Origin of the sequence: Litchfieldia stipae (genome assembly GCF_014837155.1) — a bacterium.
Classification (GTDB): domain Bacteria; phylum Bacillota; class Bacilli; order Bacillales; family Bacillaceae_L; genus Litchfieldia.
In genome coordinates this window covers 1-22,537 of sequence record NZ_JACYHA010000003.1, presented here as the reverse complement: position 1 = coordinate 22,537, position 22,537 = coordinate 1, and the positions used below count along the sequence as shown (strand labels likewise).

Here is a 22,537-nt window from a genome sequence, read left to right as displayed (position 1 = left end):
AATAATAATACAAAAAATAAGGAGGAAAACATATGACAACATTTAAAATGACCATAGAATTTTGCATGCAGTGAAACTTTGCACCTAAAGCCGCGAGTTTCGCGGAAGAATTACTTACTCATTTTAGACATACGATTTCTAGTTTAGAATTAGTACCAAGCACTGGTGGGGCATTTGAAGTGACTGTAAATGGGGAGAAAATCTTTTCAAAACTTGATGTTGGAAAGTTCCCAGATCCTCAAGAAATTATTACTCAGCTTGAAAATAAATAAAACTTGACCAAAGGAGTTCTGTTCTAAGAACAGAACTCCTTTTGAATGATTTTATTCTATAATGATTTTCGACTGTGGAGGATTCACTTTTCCGTTTTTTTGGATAAAAATTTCTAATATGTTGTTTTTTAAGATCGCCTTCACAATTCTCCTCTTCATTTCGAATGGGAGAAGGATCTCTCGCTTAAGTGTTTTTGAATTGGATGTGACTGTATTCGTTTTCACTTCGACGATCAAGGCATCATCTACTAAATGTAGTTGCACATTGTCCTTTTTTACTGTTGGGAGTTCGGCTTCAATGATGTATTCCTCATCTGTTTCAAATAAATCAACTCGAAAGCTCTCACTAATTGACGTAAATGGATCATCAAAAAACTGCTCCATCCATTTCTCCATCCCTTCAAACTGAATTCGTCTGGAGTTGTCTTCGTTCTTCATGGAAATGTCCCCCCGAAAATTGCTATACTTATACTATTCAAAAACGTCTTAACTGGTTTTAAATTTTTCATTACTGTTATAGAACAAATTGGAGGATCCACTATGAAGGAATATTTACGCTATTTACCACCTGTACATGAGCTTCAAAAAACAGCTCAGTTTCAGGAGACTGTAAATAAATATCAGATAAATTCTGAAACTGTTACACAAATCGTACAAGAGAGTATTAACGAAATACGTGCACAGCTACTTGCCGAAACATGGGAGGGTACAACCCCGTCTAAGGAAGCCTTTGTTCAAGAAATTCAGCATAAACTAGAACAGAAAGCAGCGAAAATAACGACATATTATCTACAAAAAGTTATTAATGCAACTGGAACTGTATTACATACTAATCTAGGACGAGCAAGACTTAGTGAGGAAGCAATCAAGAGAGTGGTTGAAATTGCAGGTAGTTACTCAAATCTTGAGTACCAGGTGGAGGAAGGAACAAGAGGCTCTAGGCATGATATCATTGAAGGATTATTAAAAAAGGTGACAGGAGCAGAAGCGGCAATGGTCGTTAATAATAATGCGGCAGCTGTATACCTAGTTCTAAGGGCATTGGCGAAAGAAAAAGAAGTCATTGTTTCTAGAGGGCAGCTAGTAGAGATTGGTGGTTCATTTCGAGTATCAAGTATCATGGAAGAAAGTGGAGCTAAATTAGTAGAAGTAGGGACAACTAATAAGACCCATTTATTTGATTATGAACAAGCTATCAATGAAAACACAGCCATGTTGATGAAAGTTCATACGAGTAATTTCAAAACAATTGGATTCACCAAAAGTGTATCAACCGAAGAGCTAATTGAATTACAAATGAAACATAGTGATGTTCTTTTTTATGAAGATCTTGGAAGTGGGGTTCTCTTTGATTATCAATCCCACCAAATTGGTGATGAGCCAGTTGTTGCCCAAGTGGTCAGGCAAGGTGTTGACATCATATCGTTTAGTGGAGATAAATTACTAGGTGGTCCGCAGGCCGGGATCATAGTAGGTAAAAAAGAGTTGATTCAAAAACTCAAGAAGCATCAGCTTGCTCGTGTATTAAGGGTAGACAAAATGACATTAGCTGCTCTTGAAGCTACGTTGATGTCATATGTAAGAGGGGGAGAAGGACTTCTAGAAATTCCAACGATTCGAGATATTATTGTAAGTGAGTATCAAATTAAAGAACGTGCAATGAAGTTTATAAATCAAATGGTACAAAATCCAAATTATACGTGTACCTTACAAAAGGATGTTTCTCAAGTTGGTGGAGGGACCATGCCAGATGTGCTGATACCTACATATACAGTCTCATTAGTTCATCACAAGAAAAACGCAGAAGAATTAGCAACTGTATTAAGAGCAGGAGAGCCTAGCGTTATTTCGAGAATAAATAAGGAAACGGTTATTCTTGATTTCCGAACGATTTCTGAAGTTGAAATCAGTGAAGTTGTACATGCATGTTTCCAACTATAAGTGCTGACCAGTTCACGAAAAATCGGTCAGCACTCACCTGATTACAAGTCGTGATGTGAATTGTGTTTTTGTCTAGAATGGTTTCTATTTTTCACTTTTTTTGATCCACTAAGTGGCTCAGGTTGTCCAGAGTTATGACCCTTTGGAGCATTCTTTCGGATGTCTCCCCCTGTATTTTTGTTTGTCATCGAAAATCCCTCCCTTCTATTGTTAGGATGAGAAATAAGGTTGAATTTATTCTCATAAAAAAAGTTATGTTTTTTGCGTTTCTAGAGATGCTAATAATGAAAACAATGACTTAAGGAGGGGTTAATAGATGCCGTATCAAAAAGATAAACAGCAGGCTTTTCAGGCTGCCCAGCAAGGAACAAAAGAAGCGATGGATGTTTATAATAGCATTGTTCAAAACGATCCAGACTATGGGGTTCAACTAAAGCGATTAAAGAACGAAGTGAATGAAGCCTTTAATCAAATAAATAATGCATTAGAGACAGCTTCAGATACACAACAAGCGCAACTTAATCAATTTAAAGATGATTTACAATCAATAGTTGATGAAGTAAACCAATAAAATGTCGAAAAAGCCCGCAAGTTTTGCAGGCTTTTTGTTTTACTACTGGTTTTTCTTACGCTTTTTATTATTCTGACGTTGTTCGGCAGTTAATGGCTCATTTGAAAACTCCTCATTATAACCTGCACCAACACCTTGAGCGTCAGCATGGTTCATTCCAGGACGGACGTGTTTTGCTTTGCGTTTAGCCATCTTTATCACCTCCATACCTATTTTAGGTTAAGATAGTATAAATTATTAGCATCTTTGTCATCATTTTTATCGTTATAACATAAGTAAAACTTATTTCATTCAATAACTTTCTTTTTATTTACTTATATTTACTAGTGTATTAATATAATATTGTCTTAAACTTTAAATGGGGATTTTATTCACTTAATTTTCGACATTTTGTTGAAATCGTTCTACTATTTAATTAGAGGGGGTAATACATATGGCAAAACAAGATGTTTTTAATGCTCGTTCATCATTTACAGTGAACGGAAAAACGTATAACTACTATTCATTGCAAGCGCTAGAAGCTGCTAATGTTGGTAACGTTTCAAAATTACCATATTCTATTAAGGTACTTCTAGAATCAGTCCTTCGTCAAGTTGACGGAAGAGTCATTACAAAAGAGCATGTTGAAAATTTAGCAAAATGGGGCACTGAAGAGGTAAAAGAGGTTGATGTACCATTTAAACCTTCACGTGTTATCCTACAAGATTTCACAGGGGTACCAGCAGTTGTTGACTTAGCTGCACTGCGTAAAGCGATGGCAGACCTTGGTGGAAATCCTGATAAAATTAATCCGGAAATTCCAGTAGATTTAGTTATTGACCACTCAGTACAAGTTGATAGAGCGGGTACGAGTGACGCTCTTCAATTCAATATGGACTTAGAATTTGAACGTAATGCCGAGCGTTATAAGTTCTTAAGCTGGGCACAAAAATCATTTGATAATTACCGTGCAGTACCACCTGCAACAGGTATTGTTCACCAAGTAAACCTTGAGTATCTTGCAAATGTTGTACATGCAATAGAGGCTGAAAATGGTGAATATGAAGCATTCCCAGATACACTTGTCGGAACTGACTCTCATACGACAATGATTAATGGTATTGGTGTATTAGGTTGGGGTGTTGGTGGTATCGAAGCAGAAGCTGGAATGTTAGGACAGCCATCTTATTTCCCAGTTCCAGAAGTAATTGGAGTTAAGTTAACTGGTACACTTCCTAATGGAACAACGGCTACTGACTTAGCATTGAAAGTAACTCAAGTATTACGTCAACAAGGTGTTGTTGGTAAGTTTGTTGAGTTCTTTGGACCAGGTATTGCTCAGCTTCCACTAGCTGACCGTGCAACTATATCTAATATGGCACCTGAGTATGGAGCTACATGTGGATTCTTCCCTGTTGATGGTGAAGCACTTGAGTATCTTCGTCTAACTGGACGTGATGAAGAGCATATTTCAGTGGTTGAAGAATATTCAAAAGCAAACGGGTTATATTACACTCCTGACTTAGAGGATCCAACATTCACAGCATTAGTTGAAATTGACCTTGCTGAGATTGAACCAAATCTTTCTGGACCAAAACGTCCTCAAGATTTAATTCCACTTTCAGAAATGAAGAAATCATTCACAGCAGCTCTTACAACAACAGGAAACCAAGGTTTTGGTTTAACAGCAGATGATATTAATAAAGAAATTACTGTGAAGTTTAATAATGGTGAGGAAGTTAACATGAAGACAGGTGCGATTGCCATTGCTGCCATCACAAGCTGTACGAATACTTCTAACCCATACGTAATGCTTGGCGCTGGTTTAGTTGCTAAAAAAGCGGCAGAAAAGGGATTACAGGTGCCAAAATTCGTAAAAACCTCATTAGCACCTGGTTCAAAAGTAGTTACAGGTTACTTGCAAGATGCTGGTCTACTTCCATACCTTGAGCAACTTGGATTTAACACAGTTGGTTATGGTTGTACAACATGTATCGGTAACTCTGGGCCACTTGCAGAAGAAATTGAAAAAGCTGTTGCAGAAAATGATCTGTTAGTAACATCAGTTCTTTCTGGTAACCGTAACTTTGAAGGACGTATTCACCCATTAGTTAAAGGAAACTATCTTGCTTCTCCACCATTAGTTGTTGCGTACGCTTTAGCAGGGACAGTGGATATCGATCTTCAAAATGATCCAATCGGAAAAGACAAAGATGGAAATGATGTGTTCTTTGCTGATATCTGGCCTTCAATTGATGAGGTGAAGGACGTTGTAAAGTCAACAGTTACTCCTGAGCTATTTAGAAGAGAATATGAGCGTGTGTTTGAGGACAACCAACGCTGGAACGAAATCGAAACGACGGATGAAGCATTATATGTGTGGGATGATGAATCAACTTATATTGCAAATCCTCCATTCTTTGAGAATTTGTCTGCTGAAGCAGGAGAAGTTCAACCATTAAATGGGTTAAGAGTTGTTGCAAAGTTTGGTGACTCTGTTACTACTGACCATATTTCTCCAGCAGGTTCTATTGGAAAGGATACTCCAGCAGGGAAATATTTACAATCTAAAGGTGTATCACCAAGAGACTTCAACTCATATGGGTCAAGACGTGGTCATCATGAGGTTATGATGCGTGGTACATTTGCAAATATCCGCATTAAGAACCAAATTGCTCCTGGTACAGAAGGTGGATATACAACTTACTGGCCTACTGGTGAAGTTACATCTATCTATGATGCTTGTATGAGCTACAAGCAAGATGGTACAGGGCTAGTTGTTCTTGCAGGTAATGATTACGGAATGGGAAGTTCTCGTGACTGGGCTGCAAAAGGAACAAATCTTTTAGGAATCAAAACAGTTATTGCAGAAAGCTTTGAGCGTATTCACCGTAGTAATCTTGTATTAATGGGTGTTCTACCACTTCAATTCAAGCAAGGTGAAAATGCAGAAGTCCTTGGGTTAACTGGTAAAGAAACAATTGAAGTTGCAATTGATGAAACAGTGAGACCACGTGACTATGTAAAAGTAACAGCTACAGATGAAGCTGGTAACAAGAAGGAATTTGAAGTACTTGTTCGTTTCGATAGTGAAGTTGAAATTGACTACTACCGTCATGGTGGAATTCTTCAAATGGTTCTTCGTGATAAGCTGAAAGCTTAATAACAAAGATGTCGACTCGCTATGAGTCGGCATTTTTTATACGTTTCTTCCAGATTTATGATAAAATATATGTAATATCACCTATTTGGGGGACAAACATGAGAAAGAGTATTACATTTATCATAGCACTAGCTCTAATAGCAATGATTGGCTTTGCAGTATTTCAAGCATTTCAAAAGCAAAAGAATGAAACAACCGGAGTGGAGATTGGCAATAAAGCACCAGACTTTGAACTCCAAGTTGCTGATGGAGAAATAATAAAACTCTCAGATCTTGAAGGGAAGAAGGTGCTTGTGAATTTTTGGGCATCATGGTGTGAACCTTGTTTAGAAGAAATGCCAGAGATTCAGGAATTATACGATACGAAGAGTGATGATATTGAAATCTTAGCAGTTAATATGACAGTTACTGAGAAGAACCTCCAGACTGCGAAAGATTTTATTAAGGAGCAAGGCTTTACGTTTCCAGTGTTACTTGATGTAACGAATAAAACAAGTAGTAATTATGAAGTGTTAAATTTGCCCGTATCTTATTTCATTGATTCAAAAGGAATCATTAGAGATCGTTATCCTGGTGCGATGAGTTTGGAGTATATGAAAGAGATGTTAGAAAAAATGGATTGATGAGGGAATGTCTTTAAGTACAGATACTTAAAGGCATTTCTTTTTTATTTGTTATAAATTTTCGAAAAGTTGTAATAATTAATAAGAAAAACGGCAATAATGAAAAATACAATAGAAGTAGAGGTGAGAATGTTGAGAAAAATAAAAAAACAAACGTTTGAGGAATTAGTATTAGAAAATAAAAGACAGCTACTTAAAGATGAAGCTGCATTAGAAAAAATAGAAGAGCGTCTTGAACAAAAGCTACTAGATAAAGCAGAATAAAATATGTTTTTTTCTCCTATAATTGCCTCTCATACAAAAGTCACAATAGGTGATAATGATTAATAAGGGAGGCGATAGAATGAGTGGAAACACAACGAATCATTTTAGTCAAGATCACTTAGGGACACAACCTCGTGGCTTTAGGGGAAATAAAGGGAAGAAAATGCAAGATAAATCAGGGAAACATGCTCAAGTGATTCAAACAAAAGGTGAGTAATTAGATTAGGCGTATATTATGTACGCCTTTTTCTTATGTCGATTTTTCTAGAAATAGGTTGGTTATTTTCTTTCTTCAGTGAGAACAATACGTTTGTATCTTACATATGGAAGGAGGAATGAAGATGAATCACCAGCAATCTAGTCGAGATGATCGCACTGATAATGTAGAAAGACTTCAGGATATGGTCCAAAACACGATTGAGAATATCGAAGCATCACAAGAGACCATGGCTTTTGCATCTGATGAAGAACGTCAGCGTATAGAGGCAAAAAATAAACGTCGAGAAGAAAGCATTGAAGCCTTTAGAAATGAAATCAAAGATGAAGCAAGTGACAGAGAAAATGGGTATAGATAACAAGCGTATTTGTTCAGTGAAAGAGACCAGACAATTGTTTGGTCTCTTTGTTTTGAGTATAATAAATGCTATTTTTTAGGAAGTATGGTAATATAACTCTCATATTATTTGACTGAAATTTGGTTCAAAAGGAGTAAAGATTATGCATATTTCAAAAAAAGAAATCGAAGTACGTTATGCTGAGACAGATCAAATGGGAGTTGTATATCATGCGAATTATCTCGTTTGGATGGAAATAGGAAGAACCTCTCTCATTAAAGACCTAGGATTTAGTTATGCAGGAATGGAGAAGGATGGCATTATCTCTCCTGTTATTGATATTCAAGTTTCATATAAGAAACCATTACGATATGGGGAAACAGCGACGATTTCAACTTGGATTGAAAAATATGATGGAATAAGAAGTGTGTATGGTTATGAGATTGTCAATGAAGCGGGTGAAATCTCTGTTACTGGGAATTCTTCTCATGTATGTGTGAAAAAGGACTCATTTAGACCGATTCATTTTAAAAAATATTATCCTGAATGGCATATCGCTTATGAAAATGCCAAAAAAAGTGAGATTGAATAATGGCATTTGGGATTAAAAGACATGAGTTAAAAGCATGGAAACAAAAAGTAGCCAATGGCGAAATTGCTTTTTTAACTCATTATTGGCTGGATCCACGTTTTACTAATACAAACACAGTGACTAAAGTTGGTTGCTGTAATATAGAAAAGCTAGCTAAGTGGGGAGACCGTTATGGATTAAAGCAGGAATGGATTCATCATCGGCAAGAGTACCCACACTTCGATCTACTGGGTGAGATTCAAAAAGAAATTTTACTTGCTGAAGGCCTAGAAAATCAGCTTCAACGATTTACAAAATAGACAAAACAAGGTGATTCAAAAGGAATCACCTTGTTTTTGTTATTCATAATTAAAAACAGGTTCCTCTGCTTTTTCATTATATGTAATGATTAAATCATGATCATGAAAGTACCATAAATCTTCTTCTTCAATGAAAAAAGTAATTCCGCCTTCAATTGTTTTACTACCAGCATTTGTAGGTGAATCTGTTGAAACACCAAGCGAAAAACCTGGTTGAATTGAACTAGATCCTCCATAACGTACAAAAAAACGGACGCTACCTCCTTCTGATAAATTGAGTTCTTTTTTATACCAATTGACTGCTTTTTCATTAATTGTTATTTTCAAGATTATTCCTCCTCTTATGTGTTTATATATTAATTTACATCGCCTGTTAACCATTGAAACATATGATCGTTGATTTCGTTGTAGACACTTGTTGCATGCTCTAATCCAACTGTTCCAGCATTCTCTAATGGAACAATGCGAAAGTTTTGTTGCTGTTGATTTGTAACATACGTAGATGTAAAGGTTGGGTTCTCAATTCTAATTTCATACTCATTCTTAGACGTTACTTCCTTTATGATATCTAGCTGTAGAATTCCACCGATATCCTTGTAGTCCCACATTTGTCCGGAAAGGAAGTTTCCTAATGAATAGATAATAAATGTTTGCCCCCCATCTTCACGCTCAATCCAACCCATTGGCTGAAGAACATGCGGGTGGTGTCCGATGATAATATCAGCTCCAGCATTTGCAATTTCTTTCCCTAAATATACTTGTTCGTCAGACGGGAGACGTTGATATTCATTACCCCAGTGCATACTTACTGACACTAAATCAGAAACCTTCTTGGCTTCACTAATCTCTTTTTTTATAGTTGGTAGATCAATTAAATTAACCAAATATTCTTTTCCAGAAGGGACTGGTATTCCATTTGTCCCATAGGTGTACGATAAAAAAGAAATATTAATCCCATTACGATTTATGACGCGTATTTTACTTTTATCCTCTTCACTTTTATAGCCACCTACATATTCCATACCAATTTGATCGAAGTAATTGGTTGCATTGAGGATGGCCTTTTCGCCACGATCAAGAGTATGGTTATTAGCGATTGTTACAATATCAATACCATTATCCTTTAATGAGTCAGCTAACTCAAATGGACTATTAAAGGAAGGGTAGGTAGATAACCCTATTTCTGAGCCCCCAATGATGGTTTCTTGGTTTGCAATTGTTAAATCTGGTTTTTCTAAATATTCCTTTACCGCTGAAAACATTGGATTAAAATCATATGTATCTCCTGTTTTTGCATCATTGTAAACCGTGCTATGAATTAATAAATCACCAATCGCAGCCAATGTCATCGATGTTGTGTATGTTTTAAAATCGTGCTTGTGCTGTTTAGTGCTATGATTTATTACTTTAAGGGTACTAGTTTGTTCGTTATTAGTAAAATCTTTTGCAAAAAAGAAGACAAGAAACAAAGCTAAAATTGTTAAACACATCGATAATGATATCAAGGTAAGTTTGGTTGTTGCCTTTTTCATCATACATGACTCCTTTATATATTCTAGTTTCACTATAATATAAATTTGTCGATTTTGTTATTATTTCGCGAAATTTGTAAGATAGTTTTCGGGATTACTGGCACATGCTGATGGTTCTATCAGATAACTTTCCCTATCCACGCACTTTTATAGATTTAAATTGCCAAGAACGTACTTTAAATTATGCTGTTATCTCAAAGTTTGTTGTTTTTTGAGGTGAATTAATTGAGAATAGATTTCTAGCAGAATGAATACACGGAGACTCCCGTGGGACTAGTTGGCTCCCACAGGACGCGGAGTGTATTCAGGCTGCGGTATCAAAAGCAACAATATATACGAAAACAGCCTTTAATTAACATAAAAAAACCTTGAACAACTTTGTGAAGTGTTCAAGGAAATTGGTCTGAAATTTATAACCAGGATATTTTGGGTTCTGTCTTATTCATGATACGTTTAATATTTGCACGATGTCGATAGATAACAAATAGAGCAAGTAATGATACAACGATAATCAATGGAATATCCATTTCGAAGAAAATACTGTAAACAATGCTGTATAGAAATGCATAAACCCCTGCAAGTATAGATGATAATGACACGTATTTAGTAAGGTATAAACAAATAAAGAAGACAATAACAACTGTTAAAAATAACAAAGGTTGATCAAAGAGCAATACTCCTCCAGAAGTAGCTACAGCTTTACCACCTTTAAAGTTTGCAAACACAGGGTACATATGTCCAATGACTGCAAACACTCCGAATAATAAGGGGTCAATCTCACTACCAAACATAAATGGTAACGAGGCAGCTAATGTCCCTTTTAAAATATCAGCTAAAGTAACAATAATTCCTGCTTTTTTTCCTAAGGTTCGAAATGTATTCGTTCCTCCAAGGTTCCCACTACCATGCTGACGAATATCAATACCATAACCTACTTTTCCTACGATTAAACCTGAAGGAATTGAACCTATTAAATATGCAGCGATAACTAAAATAATTTCTAAATAACTCATATGTATGACTCCTTTTACTACTTTATACCGTCACCAACTTTTCATTCAGATCATAGTTCATAGTTAAATTAGTTGACAACGGAACTCTCTTATTGTACCACTTTATTGATAAAAAACCATGCTATCAGAAAGAAATAATCCCCAAGTGGTAAATAATGATTTCTCTTTCCATTTTTTCATTATTTGCGTAACATACATATGGAGGGGGAATTATCATGTCACAAATAACTACAAATAAACGAAAGCTCACCACTCCTTTGCTGATCGTTGGTTTAGGTGCAGCTGTATTTCTTGTTGCATCTAGTTTATTTCTATTATTATACCAATCACCTTCTGAAGAGAAGACTTTTTATACACGTTTAACCAATCCAATTGTGGTTGATGGGAATGTTCAAAACCATGAGGCAATTAGAAAAAACAAAACGAGTTATTTTTCATTAGATTTTATAAAGGAACATATTGATGATACATTAATTTATGATGAGGTTTCTCAATCTATGATTCTAACAACTAAGGATCGAGTGTTTCAAATGCCTACGGATTCGTTGACTTATTATGTTAATAATCAAGCTACAGAACTAGAGTTTCCTGTGATGATTGCAGAAAATGACCAGGTATATATTTCTCTAGAACCTTTATTATCAGTCTATGGAATCCAAATCGATTACCATGAAGAAACAGGAGTTCATGTTGTGAGAAACAATGGTGATACACTCATTAATGGTACGGTTCTTAGTGAACGTGATATCGATCATCTTCGACTTAGAACTGCACCTAAATTAACAGAACCCTATGTGGCAGAAGTCGAACATGAAGAACAAGTCATTATTGAGAAAGAAGAAGACGGATTCTATTATGTGAGGAAGCAAACTGGCGTAGCGGGTTATATCGAAAAAAGTGAGGTTAAGATTGATCAGTCTATTAATGTAACGATTCCATCAAATGAACGTCCAATCGAGGTACCGCAGCTACAATGGCCCATTCATTTAGTGTGGGAAGCGGTATATACTACCAATCCTGAACCTAAGGACATACCTACTATGCCAGGAGTGAATGTTGTGTCACCTACATGGTTTGCATTGAAGGACGGTAATGGCGAGATTTCGAATTTAGGATCGATGGATTATGTGGAATGGGCAAAGTCAAAAGATTTGCATATCTGGGGATTATTCTCTAATGATTTTGATCCAGATAAAACGCAAGACGCATTTAAAGATTTTGAAACTAGACAAAAGATGATTAGACAGCTTCTTCAATACGCCAAGACCTATCAATTAGATGGAATCAATATCGATATTGAAAATGTCTACCCTGAAGATGGTCCGCTAATTACTCAATTTGTTCGAGAAGCTACTCCTTACTTTCATCAAGCAGGACTTCTTGTATCAATGGATGTCACCTTCATATCTGATAGTGGCATGTGGTCAGTCTTCTACGAGAGAGAAAAGCTATCAGAGGTAGTAGATTATATGGTTGTCATGGCATATGACGAGCATTGGGGTACATCTCCAATCGCTGGAAGTGTGGCAAGCTTACCTTGGGTGGAAGGGAATTTGAAGAGGATCTTACATGAAATTCCAAATGACAGACTCATTCTCGGAGTACCTCTATATTCTCGTATTTGGAAGGAGCAAGAAACGGCTGGTGGAAATATTGAGGTTACATCGAAGGCTCATAGTATGGATTATATTCAAGACTGGATAAAGGAAAATAAATTAAAAACGACATATGACGAGGCGTCAGGACAAAATTATGCCGAATTCTATAACGAAGAAGAAAGAGCTTTATACAAGGTATGGATTGAGGATGAAATGTCTTTAAATAAAAGAGCACAGCTAGTTTATGATTATCAATTAGCTGGTGTGGCGTCGTGGCAGCGCACATTTGCTAGTGAATTGGCATGGACTGAGATTGAAGAATCACTGAATAGAAAAAATGCGGTAAAAAAGCCTGATTAATGATTCAATTGTCCTGCATAATTAATTTTCATTCATTATTATGCAGGAATTTTTTATCTTTTTACCGAAATAATAACTACATAACTACACTTGAAGGGGAGTATGATTATGTCAATTGAGATTCCATCAAGAGAAGAAATTGGGGAGATTTTGAAGAAAAGTAAGCACATAGCTGTGGTTGGTTTATCAAATAATCCAGAACGAACTTCCTATATGGTTAGCAAGGCAATGATGGATGCAGGTTATCGTATTACTCCAGTTAATCCAACAGTGGATGAAGTGTTGGGAGTAAAGGCAGTTAAATCTTTAAGTGAAATCGAGGAACATGTGGATATCGTTAATGTCTTTCGACGTTCTGAGCATTTATTTGATGTGGCAAAGGAATTTACTGAAATCAATGCAGATGTTTTTTGGGCACAGCTTGGCCTTGTCAATGAGGAGGCCTATGAATATTTAAGGAATTTAGGCTATACTGTTATTATGGATCGATGTATCAAGGTGGAGCATGCATTGACTAAATAAAGGCTATATACTAAAAATCCTTGTCAAAAACGAGGATTTTTTTAATTTAGGGTTGCTAAAATCAATTTACCATATAAAATAAAGCATAGGTGACTAAAAAAACAGAAACAAATGTTCCTCTGTTTTCAAATTCAGATATATTAATCAAAGTGACGGTTTTTTGATAAATAAAGAGAAGAAACATTCTAGAAACGTTGAACTTGGTTTTGATTTAAGATCATATTCATTGAATGCCAAGTAGTACAAGCTATGCTTGGATAAGAAGTGAATCAACCTAGACGTACTAACTAAGAGATGTTAAATGAAAATGATTGTTCGCCATCTAGGGTGACTTGAATAAACGTGTTGATAGTCATGAATAAAAAGAGAATGGCATTAACGTTTGTTTGTTTTTATAGAAAGGGGTATGTTTTTTGGCAAAGCAGCAACAGTTTGATTACAATGATGATGCGATACAAGTACTTGAAGGATTAGAGGCTGTCAGGAAACGACCTGGTATGTATATCGGGAGTACCGATGCAAGAGGATTACATCATCTTGTTTATGAAATTGTAGATAACTCTGTAGATGAAGCGCTATCAGGACATGGTGATCATATTATTGTGAAGATTCACAAAGACAATAGTATTAGTGTCCAGGATAAAGGTCGTGGAATGCCTACAGGTATGCATAAATTAGGAAAGCCTACACCAGAAGTTATTTTAACGGTGTTACATGCCGGCGGGAAATTTGGACAAGGTGGTTACAAATCAAGTGGAGGACTTCATGGTGTTGGTGCTTCAGTTGTAAATGCGTTAAGCGAATGGTTAGTTGTTAAGATCAAGCGTGACGGATTTGTGTATGAACAACGCTTTGAAAATGGCGGAAATCCTGTGACAACACTTGAACAAATTGGCAAAACAAACCAATCAGGAACAACGATTCACTTTAAACCAGATCCAACCATCTTTAGTACGACAACATACAACTATGAAACTTTAAGTGAACGTCTAAGAGAATCGGCTTTCCTATTAAAGGGATTGAAAATCGAATTAATTGATGAACGAAATGAATTTCATGATGTCTTTCATTATGAAACAGGAATTGAAGCATTTGTTACTTATTTAAATGAAGAAAAGGATGTATTACACCCTGTTGTATCATTTGAAGGAGAACAAAATGGAATAGAAGTGGAATTTGCTTTTCAATTCAATGATGGTTACTCTGAAAATGTCCTATCCTTCGTAAATAATGTCCGCACAAAAGACGGTGGTACTCATGAAGCTGGTGCAAAAACAGCCATGACTAGAGCATTTAATGAGTATTCTCGAAAAGTAGGTATCTTGAAGGAAAAAGATAAGAACTTAGATGGAACTGACATTAGAGAAGGGCTTACAGCCTTAATCTCTGTTCGTATACCTGAACATTTACTACAATTCGAAGGACAAACAAAAGGGAAGCTTGGTACAAGTGAAGCGCGATCAGCAGTCGATTCGGTTGTTTCTGAAAACTTAGCTTACTTCCTAGAAGAGAACCCTGAGATCGGATCTTTGCTAATCAAAAAAGCAGTCAAAGCGTTTCAAGCAAGGGAAGCGGCTAGAAAAGCAAGAGAAGAAGCAAGAAGTGGTAAGAAGAAAAAACGCTCTGAAGCGATATTAAGTGGTAAGCTTACTCCAGCGCAATCAAGAAACCCACAAAAAAATGAACTTTATTTAGTTGAGGGTGATTCTGCAGGAGGTTCTGCAAAGCAAGGACGAGATAGACGATTCCAAGCAGTCCTACCATTACGAGGAAAAGTAATTAACACAGAAAAAGCAAAGTTAGCGGATATCTTTAAAAATGAGGAGATTAATACGATTATCCACGCAATAGGTGGTGGTGTCGGAGCTGACTTCTCAGTCGAAGATATTAACTATGATAAAATTGTGATTATGACTGATGCGGATACGGATGGAGCTCATATCCAAGTGCTTATCCTGACATTCTTCTATCGATATATGAAACCTCTGATTGAGGCAGGAAAGGTCTTTATCGCTTTACCACCTCTTTATAAAGTAAGCAAAGGGACAGGGAAGAAAGAAGTTATTGAATATTCGTGGTCAGATGAAGATTTACAAGAAGCTATTAATAAAATTGGAAAAGGTTACATGATCCAACGATATAAGGGTCTAGGTGAAATGAACGCCGATCAGTTATGGGAAACGACAATGAATCCAGATACGAGAACCCTTATTCGTGTTCGTATAGACGATGCAGCACGTGCAGAACGTAGAGTGACTACACTAATGGGTGATAAAGTTGAACCGCGTCGAAAATGGATTGAATCGAATGTCGCATTTGGATTGAATGAAGAAACAAATATTTTAGACAATGAGAATTTATCGGTCGCAGGAGAGGAGCAATAATATGTCACAAGTCGAACAATTCCGTGATTTGCCTCTTGAAGATGTAATTGGTGACCGGTTTGGACGTTATAGTAAATACATTATTCAAGAACGGGCATTACCAGATGTACGCGATGGACTTAAACCAGTTCAACGAAGAATTTTATATGCAATGCATGTTGAAGGTAACACTTCAGAAAAAGGATTCCGTAAATCAGCAAAAACCGTTGGTAACGTAATAGGTAATTATCATCCACATGGTGATACATCTGTTTATGATGCGATGGTTCGTATGAGTCAAGATTGGAAGGTACGAAATCTTCTCATTGAGATGCATGGAAATAACGGGAGTCTTGATGGAGATCCACCCGCTGCGATGCGTTATACAGAGGCAAGATTATCATCAATCGCTTCTGAATTATTACGAGATATAGATAAGAGGACTGTGGACTTTGTCCCTAACTTTGATGACACTAGTAATGAGCCGGTTGTTTTACCAGCCAAATTCCCTAGTCTACTTGTCAATGGTTCAACTGGTATTTCTGCAGGGTATGCCACAGATATTCCACCTCACCATCTTGGTGAAGTCATTGATGGCGTGATTATGAGGATTAATCAACCATCATCAACAGTTGATGATATTATGACAGTGCTAAAAGGTCCTGATTTTCCTACTGGTGGGATTATCCAAGGGATTGAAGGAATCAAAAAAGCCTACGAAACTGGCAAAGGGAAGATCATTGTCAGAGGAAAAGCTGAGATTGAGACGGTAAGAGGTGGCAAGCAGCAAATCGTAGTTACAGAAATTCCATACGAAGTAAACAAAGCCAATCTTGTTAAGAAAATCGATGAATTTCGTCTTGATCGAAAAATTGAAGGCATTAGTGAAGTACGTGATGAAACCGACCGTACTGGTCTGAGAATTGTGATCGAATTAAAAAAAGAATCAGATGCTGAAGGTGTTTTGTACTATTTGTATAAAAATACTGACTTGCAAATTACTTATAACTTCAATATGGTTGCTATTCATGAAAAGCGACCTAAGTTATTAGGGATCTTGCAAATTCTCGATTCATATATTGAGCATCAAAAAGAAGTGATTACAAGACGTTCGCAGTATGAACTTGAAAAAGCAAGAGAACGTCAGCATGTGGTGGAAGGGTTAATTAAAGCTTTATCGATTTTGGATGAAGTGATTGCTACGATCCGTGCATCGAAAGATAAAAGAGATGCTAAAAATAATTTAATAGCAAAATATCAATTTACTGAGCCTCAATCCGAAGCAATTGTTTCCTTACAATTATATCGCTTAACAAATACTGACATCACAGCATTAGAAGCAGAATTTGCGGAATTAAATGAGAAAATTCAGGAATTACTTGAAATTCTTAATGATAATGGGACTTTGTTAAAGGTCATCAAAACCGATTTGAAGAAACTGAAGAAGACCTATAGTGATGAGCGTAGATCAAAGATTGAGGATCAAATTGAAGAAATCAAAATCAATCTTGAAGTTATGATTCCGTCAGAAGATGTTCTTGTAACCATTACGAAAGAAGGCTATGTGAAAAGAACAAGTCTTCGTTCGTATGCAGCCTCAAATGGGCAAGACTTTGGTATGAAGGATACTGATCGATTACTTAAGCGAATTGAAATTAATACAACCGATGTTGTGTTATTATTTACAAACAAAGGTAATTACTTATATTGTCCAGTACATGAATTACCAGATATTCGTTGGAAGGACTTAGGTCAGCATATTGCTAATATTATTAGCATTGAGCGGGATGAATACATTATTGATGCTATCCCAGTTAAGGATTTTGACACTGCTGAATACCTACTGTTTGTAACGAAAAATGGAATGATTAAGAAATCAGAATTGTCCCAGTATAAAGCGCAACGCTACTCTAAGGCATTAGTAGCAATCAATTTGAAAAATGATGATCAAGTAGTTGATGTTCATTTGACAGATGGTCAGCAAGATGTATTCTTAGCGACAGCGGGTGGCTATGGACTTTGGTTCAATGAAGATGAAGTTAATATTGTTGGAGCACGAGCAGCTGGTGTAAAAGCAATGAACTTAAAGGATAATGATGTTGTTGTTAGTGGGCAAATTGTTGGCCAGAAGCAGGATGTGGTGATCGTTACTCAACGAGGAGCAATGAAGAAAATGCGTTTAACTGAATTTGAAAAGGCAACAAGAGCAAAACGGGGTGTTGTTATGCTACGTGAGCTCAAATCAAATCCACACCGCATTGTGAGCTGTCAACTTGTCCAGTTAACAGATACAATTTTTATTAAAACAAAAAAGGGCATTATTGAAAGCATGAATTCTTCAGGCTTACGTCCAAACGATAGATACAGCAATGGCTCATTTATAATAGATGAACAAGAAGCTGGTGAAGTGATTGAAGTTTGGGTAGATCGTAACGCAGAAGCTGAAAGTAAGTAATAAAAAAACTGTTGAGTATAATGGCTCAACAGTTTTTTGTTACTTAATTATTCTTCTTCATTAAATCTGAAATGGCATGAAATATTTCAATCCCTTGGAAGGTCCAAAGAGAAAGTGCTGTAGCAGAAAAAAGTCCTATTAACAAGATTCGAATAATCATAATCTCGCCTCCTTATTGTAAATTAATTAAAAGGAAGACGATGTAACAATAAACCTTGACTGATATCGAATCGGTTTGAGGAGCTCAAATTGTTTTAATAATAAAATCTTTATCCCAAAAAGAACAAGGAAAAGAAAAGTTTTTGTTTGTTCCTGAATTTGAGTTAAGAGGATATGAAGTATTGGTGATTCTTTATCCTCAGAAAGCATTAGAAGGGATGCTTCCTCACTTAACTCGCTCATGATTACAGGTGCATGACTAGCATCAAGATGAGTAGTATGAATTTGAATGCTAACTGTAAACTGAAGCAGTAAAAACAAGATGAAAACCTTAATGATATTGTTCAAGTAGCATTCACCTCCAACATTACGATATTACTAACGTGTATATATAGTAAACTATCTGTGTTAAATTGTATAGTTTTTTAAATGTCTATTTATGTAGATTGTTAGTAGAGAACTTAATCTAGTTAGATATCTTTCGATGAAAACGGTAAAAATAGCTTTATTCCACGCTTGTTTACTGGTAATAATTTCAAATCCGCTATCAAGTGACTAATGTATCCAGCAATACACGTATAGAATACACCATTTATTGCAAGGGAGTTTTCTAATTCTAATGAGATGTATCCAAAGAAAATAACCCCTAATAATGAATGAGTATAGCTTCGATGTGGTACAAGAGAAGCGATGATAATATAGGTTCCGAGCAGAGATAACCAGATTTCTTGTAAGAAATATCCTGCTGTAATCACTGCAATTCCTGTAATGATAAGCATATGTTTTTGCTTTAAAAAAGAAGACAGGATCATTAAACCAAATCCAATACCCATACTTAACCAATTGTCTTCATAAAAACTATAAATCATCATTAAAAGCCCGATTAATTGGGAAACACTTCGAATCACCTGATGTGACAGAGTAATCTTCCCTCGAAGTTTTCCATCAATGTCTAGATCGGGAATTAATCCAGATACACATCCTAATCCAACAAATAATATTGTTGTAGAAGGAGAAGTATGAAAAGTATTAGCAACGATAAAACCTGTTGCCGATCCAATTGCTGCATGTGCTGTACCATTCATTTTATATTCCACCTTATTTCTATTATAGTCTTAAATAAACACTCAGACTTTATTGTACAACAAAACATTTGTTCTGTTTAGTGTCAATTTTTTTATAAGTTGATGGTATGTCGATAAGGTTATCGATATAATGAATGAGTGAATTGTATGTATAGTTTAATATTTTGGAGGCATTAGATTGAGTAAACAAGGAATTATTTCATTAGGTGAGGCTTTCGTTGACTTAATTGCGGAAGATCAAAGAAATACATCGTACAAGCTGTTTTTAGGTGGAGCTACTGTCAATGTAGCGGTAGGTACAAGCCGATTAGGAGTTCAGTCCTATTATTTATGTAAATTAGGGACTGATGAGACGAGTCAATTTGTTGAGACGAAATTGAAAAGAGAGGGGATAAATACAGACTTCTGTATTCACTCTTCCAACAAAAGTATATGCCGTGTTTATGTACATTTAAATGAGTTTGGTGATCGGTTATTTCACTCGTACATAAATGAAAGTCCAGATGAATTGCTTACTGAAGACGAATTGAGTATAGAGGTATTTCGTTACGCGAAGCTCTTTTATTTTGGTTCAGGAACTTTATTTCATGAAATCGCACATAGGACAACTGAACGTGCATTAACTTATGCAAGAAGTACATCCACTTTAGTGGCATTTGACACAAATATACGTATAAAACGATGGGAAAGTGAAGATAATTGCAGAAATACGATTAACTCTTTTTTGAATCGAGCGGATCTTGTTAAAATGGCAGAAGATGAACTCCTATTCCTAACTGAAACTGACACGTTAGCTAAAGGGTTAGAAAAAATAGCACAATTTAATATCCCTTACCTTTTCATTACTCTCGGAAAAGATGGGGCGCTTGGCATTTATAAAGGAAATCAGCTTTTTGTTCCAGGCATAAAAGTAGAGGCAGTGGATACGACGGGTGCTGGAGACGCCTTCTTTGCCGCAATCTTAACGTGCTTTCATGAAAAGGGAAAGCCACGTAATCATTCTCAACTAAAGGACTATATAAAGTTTGCAAACGTAGAAGCCGCTCGTTCAACTACCAAAATGGGGTCCTTATAGGCTCCCTTTAGAATTAACGAAACAGGCCACGTAATTTCATGATATTGTAAAATAAAGCTGCATCTCTACCCATTTTGTGTGAGGGGTTTATTTTTGGTCGAAGACAGTTAAGGAACATTTGGTCACAATGTGCACTTGGACCAAATCGACGATAACATTCATCATGTCGCTTACAGCAAGAGTCAACCGCATTTGTTGGAGTACCTGGTCCAGAGCAGCCAGGCCCACACCATCTGTATCCTCGAACACATAGACCAGAACGTTGGCCTCTTTGTCTATAAAGTCTATTCATAAGCTTCCTCCAATCTTAAAAGGACTTTTTAGTATAGAATATGTACATGTCTTTCGATTTGGAAGGGCATATGAAGTTTTCAAATGAAAAAAGAGTCAACATTTGTAGTGTTGGCTCTTTTAAAGCTTTAATAATATGGATAGTATGGATATGGTGGATAGACATATGGTAATAATGCTAATGTAGCTAAGGCAGCAAGTGGGAATGTACGACGACCAAAGCGTCTAAATCTTCTACGTGGACCATAACCAAAACCATAGCGTGCATCAACTTCATCCATCTCAATATCGAAAACATCTTCTCCAACTAATACAGTTATGTTGTTGTTGTCGACCTTTTCGATGATTCCATCAAAGGTATTGCCATCATTCATCGTTAACAGGGCATGATGATACATATACGTCTTGCATTTGTCATGCAAATTTCTTGTTGAATCGAACTCGTTATTATAGATAGGGTAATTCATTTAATCATCTCCTCTCAACATACATGATATTCGACTAGTTAAAAATGGTGACATTTGTTGAAAAGTAAGGAGATTTTTAAAGGATTTATTCATTAAATCTAGTAAATATATATTATAAAATAAGGCTGTTTTCTCAAAGTTTGTTGTTTTATGAGTAGAAAGTAGTTTCAAGCAGCCTGAATACACGGAGACTCCCGTGGGAAAAGTGAGCAAAGTGAGACCCCGCAGGAGCCTGCGACGAGGAGGCTCACCGGTCACCCCACAGGACGCGGAGTGTATTCAGGCTGCTGTGTGAATAGCAACAATCTATACGAAAACAGCCTAAAATAATCACATACGTAAGGAGGAGTTAGATGTACGAACTTAAAACAAAACAGAACGATGCTAGTGTAATTGAATTTATTGAGAATGTTGATAGTCCAAAAAAACGTGAGGATGCTTATAAATTACTTGATCTATTTACTGAGACGACAGGATATCCTGCAAAAATGTGGGGGCCAAGTATTATAGGTTTTGGTTCATATCATTATAAATATGATTCAGGACATGAGGGTGATGCACCACTAGTTGGGTTTTCACCGAGAAAAGCGAAAATCAGTTTGTATTTCGCAACAGGTGATACGGAACGTGAAGAGCTTCTAAAAACATTTGGTAAACATAAAGCAGGAAAAGCCTGTGTGTATATTAATAAAGTAGCGGATATTGATATAGAGATTCTAAAAAAGCTAATCGAACAATCCGTACTGTTTCTTAGAAAAACATATCCTAATTGAATAATCGAGGGTGCCTCATGAAAATATGAGGCACCAATGATGTATTATTTCTTTCTTGGAATGATATAGCCATTTTCCACTTTATCAAACCCAATATGAGGGTAGTAATCCATCGCTATGGGTGATGCCAATAACAATAATGCTACTTCGTCTCCAATTTTTTCTTGCGTTAATTGAATTAATGCTTTCCCAATTCCACCTTTTTGATACTCCTTATCAACCGCTAGATCAGATAAATAACAGCAATAGCTCCAATCTGTGACAGACCGTGCAATTCCAACTAGCTTATCCTCAACCCAAGCAGTAATTGTAAGGTCGGCATTGTCAATCATCTTTTGAAGTCGTGCTAAATCGTCAAATGGTCTACGTATACCAGAATTTTTAAATAAAATCGCTAGTTGCTCAGCCGTAACAGTTGTATCCATTTCAAATCTAATTTTTTCGGTATTCATTTTTCTCCCCCTATTGGTTAAAACGTATTGTCAAAACTTTTATATTAAATAGGCTATAAAATACCTTGATAGAGGGATTTTTGAGCAAAAAAATTGCCACCCCCCATAATTTTAGGTAAAAGTGAGGTTACGAC

At 36.2% G+C, this 22,537-nt stretch carries 26 protein-coding genes and 1 pseudogene; 16 read left to right on the top strand and 11 right to left on the bottom strand.

What is annotated here, in order from left to right; all coding sequences use genetic code 11:
* Nucleotides 1-86: 86 nt before the first annotated feature.
* Nucleotides 87-272 (top strand): annotated as a pseudogene (locus tag F7888_RS04240) (Rdx family protein); the annotation flags it as partial.
* Nucleotides 273-323: 51 nt separating this feature from the next.
* Here F7888_RS04240 and F7888_RS04235 read toward each other — a convergent pair.
* On the bottom strand, nucleotides 324-710 hold the full coding sequence (locus tag F7888_RS04235) for an Hsp20/alpha crystallin family protein (protein ID WP_191777532.1): 387 nt from the start codon (nucleotides 708-710) through the stop codon (nucleotides 324-326).
* Nucleotides 711-812: 102 nt separating this feature from the next.
* Between F7888_RS04235 and selA the strand changes: the two genes are divergently transcribed.
* On the top strand, nucleotides 813-2,213 hold the full coding sequence (gene selA, locus F7888_RS04230) for an L-seryl-tRNA(Sec) selenium transferase (protein ID WP_191777530.1): 1,401 nt from the start codon (nucleotides 813-815) through the stop codon (nucleotides 2,211-2,213).
* A 41-nt stretch (nucleotides 2,214-2,254) separates the two neighbouring features.
* Here the strand turns inward: selA and F7888_RS04225 are convergent, their stop codons facing one another.
* On the bottom strand, nucleotides 2,255-2,401 hold the full coding sequence (locus tag F7888_RS04225) for a small acid-soluble spore protein P (protein ID WP_191777528.1): 147 nt from the start codon (nucleotides 2,399-2,401) through the stop codon (nucleotides 2,255-2,257).
* A 128-nt stretch (nucleotides 2,402-2,529) separates the two neighbouring features.
* Between F7888_RS04225 and F7888_RS04220 the strand changes: the two genes are divergently transcribed.
* On the top strand, nucleotides 2,530-2,784 hold the full coding sequence (locus F7888_RS04220) for a hypothetical protein (protein ID WP_191777526.1): 255 nt from the start codon (nucleotides 2,530-2,532) through the stop codon (nucleotides 2,782-2,784).
* Between the two features lie 42 nt (nucleotides 2,785-2,826).
* Here the strand turns inward: F7888_RS04220 and sspO are convergent, their stop codons facing one another.
* Entirely contained in the window at nucleotides 2,827-2,976 is a 150-nt protein-coding gene (sspO, locus tag F7888_RS04215; RefSeq protein WP_191777524.1) for a small acid-soluble spore protein O, read from the bottom strand.
* Between the two features lie 241 nt (nucleotides 2,977-3,217).
* On the opposite strand from sspO, the gene acnA reads away from it, so the two are divergent.
* From acnA to F7888_RS04180, 7 genes are all read left to right on the top strand, one after another.
* A complete protein-coding gene (gene acnA / locus F7888_RS04210) occupies nucleotides 3,218-5,926 on the top strand; it encodes an aconitate hydratase AcnA (protein ID WP_191777522.1) in 2,709 nt (902 codons plus the stop codon).
* 98 nt (nucleotides 5,927-6,024) lie between these two features.
* Entirely contained in the window at nucleotides 6,025-6,549 is a 525-nt protein-coding gene (locus F7888_RS04205; RefSeq protein ID WP_191777521.1) for a TlpA disulfide reductase family protein, read from the top strand.
* Nucleotides 6,550-6,681: 132 nt separating this feature from the next.
* The gene (locus F7888_RS04200; protein WP_191777519.1) at nucleotides 6,682-6,813 is read left to right on the top strand and encodes an FbpB family small basic protein; all 132 of its coding nucleotides are present in this window, start codon (nucleotides 6,682-6,684) and stop codon (nucleotides 6,811-6,813) included.
* 79 nt (nucleotides 6,814-6,892) lie between these two features.
* The gene (locus F7888_RS04195; RefSeq protein ID WP_191777516.1) at nucleotides 6,893-7,030 is read left to right on the top strand and encodes an acid-soluble spore protein N; all 138 of its coding nucleotides are present in this window, start codon (nucleotides 6,893-6,895) and stop codon (nucleotides 7,028-7,030) included.
* A 118-nt stretch (nucleotides 7,031-7,148) separates the two neighbouring features.
* Nucleotides 7,149-7,388, top strand: a complete 240-nt coding sequence (gene tlp / locus F7888_RS04190) for a small acid-soluble spore protein Tlp (RefSeq protein WP_191777514.1) — start codon at nucleotides 7,149-7,151, stop codon at nucleotides 7,386-7,388.
* A 142-nt stretch (nucleotides 7,389-7,530) separates the two neighbouring features.
* Complete coding sequence (locus F7888_RS04185) at nucleotides 7,531-7,959, top strand: acyl-CoA thioesterase (RefSeq protein WP_191777512.1); 429 nt, start codon at nucleotides 7,531-7,533, stop codon at nucleotides 7,957-7,959.
* Entirely contained in the window at nucleotides 7,959-8,258 is a 300-nt protein-coding gene (locus F7888_RS04180; protein ID WP_191777510.1) for a hypothetical protein, read from the top strand. Before F7888_RS04185 ends, F7888_RS04180 begins: the two co-directional genes overlap by 1 nt.
* 39 nt (nucleotides 8,259-8,297) lie before the next feature.
* Here F7888_RS04180 and F7888_RS04175 read toward each other — a convergent pair whose 3' ends face one another.
* The 3 genes from F7888_RS04175 to plsY form a co-directional block, all read right to left on the bottom strand.
* Nucleotides 8,298-8,585, bottom strand: a complete 288-nt coding sequence (locus F7888_RS04175; protein ID WP_191777508.1) for a HesB/YadR/YfhF family protein — start codon at nucleotides 8,583-8,585, stop codon at nucleotides 8,298-8,300.
* 29 nt (nucleotides 8,586-8,614) lie between these two features.
* Nucleotides 8,615-9,790, bottom strand: coding sequence for a CapA family protein (locus tag F7888_RS04170; RefSeq protein WP_225228599.1), 1,176 nt, complete (start codon nucleotides 9,788-9,790; stop codon nucleotides 8,615-8,617).
* A 410-nt stretch (nucleotides 9,791-10,200) separates the two neighbouring features.
* Nucleotides 10,201-10,803, bottom strand: a complete 603-nt coding sequence (gene plsY / locus F7888_RS04165) for a glycerol-3-phosphate 1-O-acyltransferase PlsY (protein WP_191777504.1) — start codon at nucleotides 10,801-10,803, stop codon at nucleotides 10,201-10,203.
* 215 nt (nucleotides 10,804-11,018) lie between these two features.
* Here plsY and F7888_RS04160 point away from each other — a divergent pair, with 215 nt between their 5' ends.
* The 4 genes from F7888_RS04160 (at nucleotide 11,019) to parC (ending at nucleotide 18,101) form a co-directional block, all read left to right on the top strand.
* Nucleotides 11,019-12,761, top strand: coding sequence for a glycosyl hydrolase family 18 protein (locus F7888_RS04160; RefSeq protein ID WP_191777502.1), 1,743 nt, complete (start codon nucleotides 11,019-11,021; stop codon nucleotides 12,759-12,761).
* Between the two features lie 108 nt (nucleotides 12,762-12,869).
* Entirely contained in the window at nucleotides 12,870-13,283 is a 414-nt protein-coding gene (locus F7888_RS04155) for a CoA-binding protein (protein ID WP_191777500.1), read from the top strand.
* A gap of 413 nt (nucleotides 13,284-13,696) precedes the next feature.
* Nucleotides 13,697-15,667 carry a DNA topoisomerase IV subunit B gene (gene parE, locus F7888_RS04150; protein ID WP_191777498.1) on the top strand — a complete coding sequence of 657 codons (1,971 nt, stop codon included), beginning with the start codon at nucleotides 13,697-13,699 and terminating at the stop codon, nucleotides 15,665-15,667.
* Nucleotide 15,668: 1 nt separating this feature from the next.
* Nucleotides 15,669-18,101, top strand: coding sequence for a DNA topoisomerase IV subunit A (gene parC / locus F7888_RS04145; protein ID WP_191777496.1), 2,433 nt, complete (start codon nucleotides 15,669-15,671; stop codon nucleotides 18,099-18,101).
* A gap of 186 nt (nucleotides 18,102-18,287) precedes the next feature.
* On the opposite strand, the gene F7888_RS04140 is transcribed toward parC, so the two are convergent.
* Entirely contained in the window at nucleotides 18,288-18,608 is a 321-nt protein-coding gene (locus F7888_RS04140) for a hypothetical protein (RefSeq protein ID WP_191777494.1), read from the bottom strand.
* A 122-nt stretch (nucleotides 18,609-18,730) separates the two neighbouring features.
* Nucleotides 18,731-19,345 carry a metal-dependent hydrolase gene (locus tag F7888_RS04135; protein WP_191777492.1) on the bottom strand — a complete coding sequence of 205 codons (615 nt, stop codon included), beginning with the start codon at nucleotides 19,343-19,345 and terminating at the stop codon, nucleotides 18,731-18,733.
* 178 nt (nucleotides 19,346-19,523) lie between these two features.
* Here F7888_RS04135 and F7888_RS04130 point away from each other — a divergent pair, with 178 nt between their 5' ends.
* The gene (locus F7888_RS04130; protein ID WP_191777490.1) at nucleotides 19,524-20,420 is read left to right on the top strand and encodes a carbohydrate kinase family protein; all 897 of its coding nucleotides are present in this window, start codon (nucleotides 19,524-19,526) and stop codon (nucleotides 20,418-20,420) included.
* 13 nt (nucleotides 20,421-20,433) lie between these two features.
* On the opposite strand, the gene F7888_RS04125 is transcribed toward F7888_RS04130, so the two are convergent.
* Both F7888_RS04125 and F7888_RS04120 read right to left on the bottom strand, forming a co-directional pair.
* Entirely contained in the window at nucleotides 20,434-20,712 is a 279-nt protein-coding gene (locus F7888_RS04125) for a Parvovirus coat protein VP1-like protein (protein WP_191777488.1), read from the bottom strand.
* A gap of 127 nt (nucleotides 20,713-20,839) precedes the next feature.
* On the bottom strand, nucleotides 20,840-21,178 hold the full coding sequence (locus tag F7888_RS04120; protein ID WP_191777486.1) for a hypothetical protein: 339 nt from the start codon (nucleotides 21,176-21,178) through the stop codon (nucleotides 20,840-20,842).
* Between the two features lie 353 nt (nucleotides 21,179-21,531).
* Between F7888_RS04120 and F7888_RS04115 the strand changes: the two genes are divergently transcribed.
* Nucleotides 21,532-21,951 (top strand): DUF1801 domain-containing protein, encoded by a 420-nt coding sequence (locus tag F7888_RS04115; RefSeq protein ID WP_191777484.1) that lies wholly within the window; start codon nucleotides 21,532-21,534, stop codon nucleotides 21,949-21,951.
* Nucleotides 21,952-21,995: 44 nt separating this feature from the next.
* Here F7888_RS04115 and F7888_RS04110 read toward each other — a convergent pair whose 3' ends face one another.
* Nucleotides 21,996-22,403: a GNAT family N-acetyltransferase gene (locus tag F7888_RS04110; protein WP_191777482.1), complete on the bottom strand. Its 408-nt coding sequence runs from the start codon at nucleotides 22,401-22,403 to the stop codon at nucleotides 21,996-21,998.
* Between the last annotated feature and the right edge of the window lie 134 nt (nucleotides 22,404-22,537).

What these genes read in the sequence shown, in the direction of transcription:
- F7888_RS04170 (WP_225228599.1), bottom strand. Translation starts at nt 9,790, where the DNA reads ATGAAAAAGGCAACAACCAAACTTACCTTGATATCATTATCGATGTGT.
- F7888_RS04135 (WP_191777492.1), bottom strand. Translation starts at nt 19,345, where the DNA reads ATGAATGGTACAGCACATGCAGCAATTGGATCGGCAACAGGTTTTATC.
- F7888_RS04220 (WP_191777526.1), top strand. Translation starts at nt 2,530, where the DNA reads ATGCCGTATCAAAAAGATAAACAGCAGGCTTTTCAGGCTGCCCAGCAA.
- parC (WP_191777496.1), top strand. Translation starts at nt 15,669, where the DNA reads ATGTCACAAGTCGAACAATTCCGTGATTTGCCTCTTGAAGATGTAATT.
- F7888_RS04115 (WP_191777484.1), top strand. Translation starts at nt 21,532, where the DNA reads ATGTACGAACTTAAAACAAAACAGAACGATGCTAGTGTAATTGAATTT.
- plsY (WP_191777504.1), bottom strand. Translation starts at nt 10,803, where the DNA reads ATGAGTTATTTAGAAATTATTTTAGTTATCGCTGCATATTTAATAGGT.
- F7888_RS04185 (WP_191777512.1), top strand. Translation starts at nt 7,531, where the DNA reads ATGCATATTTCAAAAAAAGAAATCGAAGTACGTTATGCTGAGACAGAT.
- F7888_RS04195 (WP_191777516.1), top strand. Translation starts at nt 6,893, where the DNA reads ATGAGTGGAAACACAACGAATCATTTTAGTCAAGATCACTTAGGGACA.
- F7888_RS04235 (WP_191777532.1), bottom strand. Translation starts at nt 710, where the DNA reads ATGAAGAACGAAGACAACTCCAGACGAATTCAGTTTGAAGGGATGGAG.
- F7888_RS04120 (WP_191777486.1), bottom strand. Translation starts at nt 21,178, where the DNA reads ATGAATTACCCTATCTATAATAACGAGTTCGATTCAACAAGAAATTTG.
- acnA (WP_191777522.1), top strand. Translation starts at nt 3,218, where the DNA reads ATGGCAAAACAAGATGTTTTTAATGCTCGTTCATCATTTACAGTGAAC.
- F7888_RS04110 (WP_191777482.1), bottom strand. Translation starts at nt 22,403, where the DNA reads ATGAATACCGAAAAAATTAGATTTGAAATGGATACAACTGTTACGGCT.
- F7888_RS04225 (WP_191777528.1), bottom strand. Translation starts at nt 2,401, where the DNA reads ATGACAAACAAAAATACAGGGGGAGACATCCGAAAGAATGCTCCAAAG.
- selA (WP_191777530.1), top strand. Translation starts at nt 813, where the DNA reads ATGAAGGAATATTTACGCTATTTACCACCTGTACATGAGCTTCAAAAA.
- F7888_RS04180 (WP_191777510.1), top strand. Translation starts at nt 7,959, where the DNA reads ATGGCATTTGGGATTAAAAGACATGAGTTAAAAGCATGGAAACAAAAA.
- tlp (WP_191777514.1), top strand. Translation starts at nt 7,149, where the DNA reads ATGAAGATGAATCACCAGCAATCTAGTCGAGATGATCGCACTGATAAT.
- sspO (WP_191777524.1), bottom strand. Translation starts at nt 2,976, where the DNA reads ATGGCTAAACGCAAAGCAAAACACGTCCGTCCTGGAATGAACCATGCT.
- F7888_RS04160 (WP_191777502.1), top strand. Translation starts at nt 11,019, where the DNA reads ATGTCACAAATAACTACAAATAAACGAAAGCTCACCACTCCTTTGCTG.
- F7888_RS04205 (WP_191777521.1), top strand. Translation starts at nt 6,025, where the DNA reads ATGAGAAAGAGTATTACATTTATCATAGCACTAGCTCTAATAGCAATG.
- F7888_RS04125 (WP_191777488.1), bottom strand. Translation starts at nt 20,712, where the DNA reads ATGAATAGACTTTATAGACAAAGAGGCCAACGTTCTGGTCTATGTGTT.
- F7888_RS04155 (WP_191777500.1), top strand. Translation starts at nt 12,870, where the DNA reads ATGTCAATTGAGATTCCATCAAGAGAAGAAATTGGGGAGATTTTGAAG.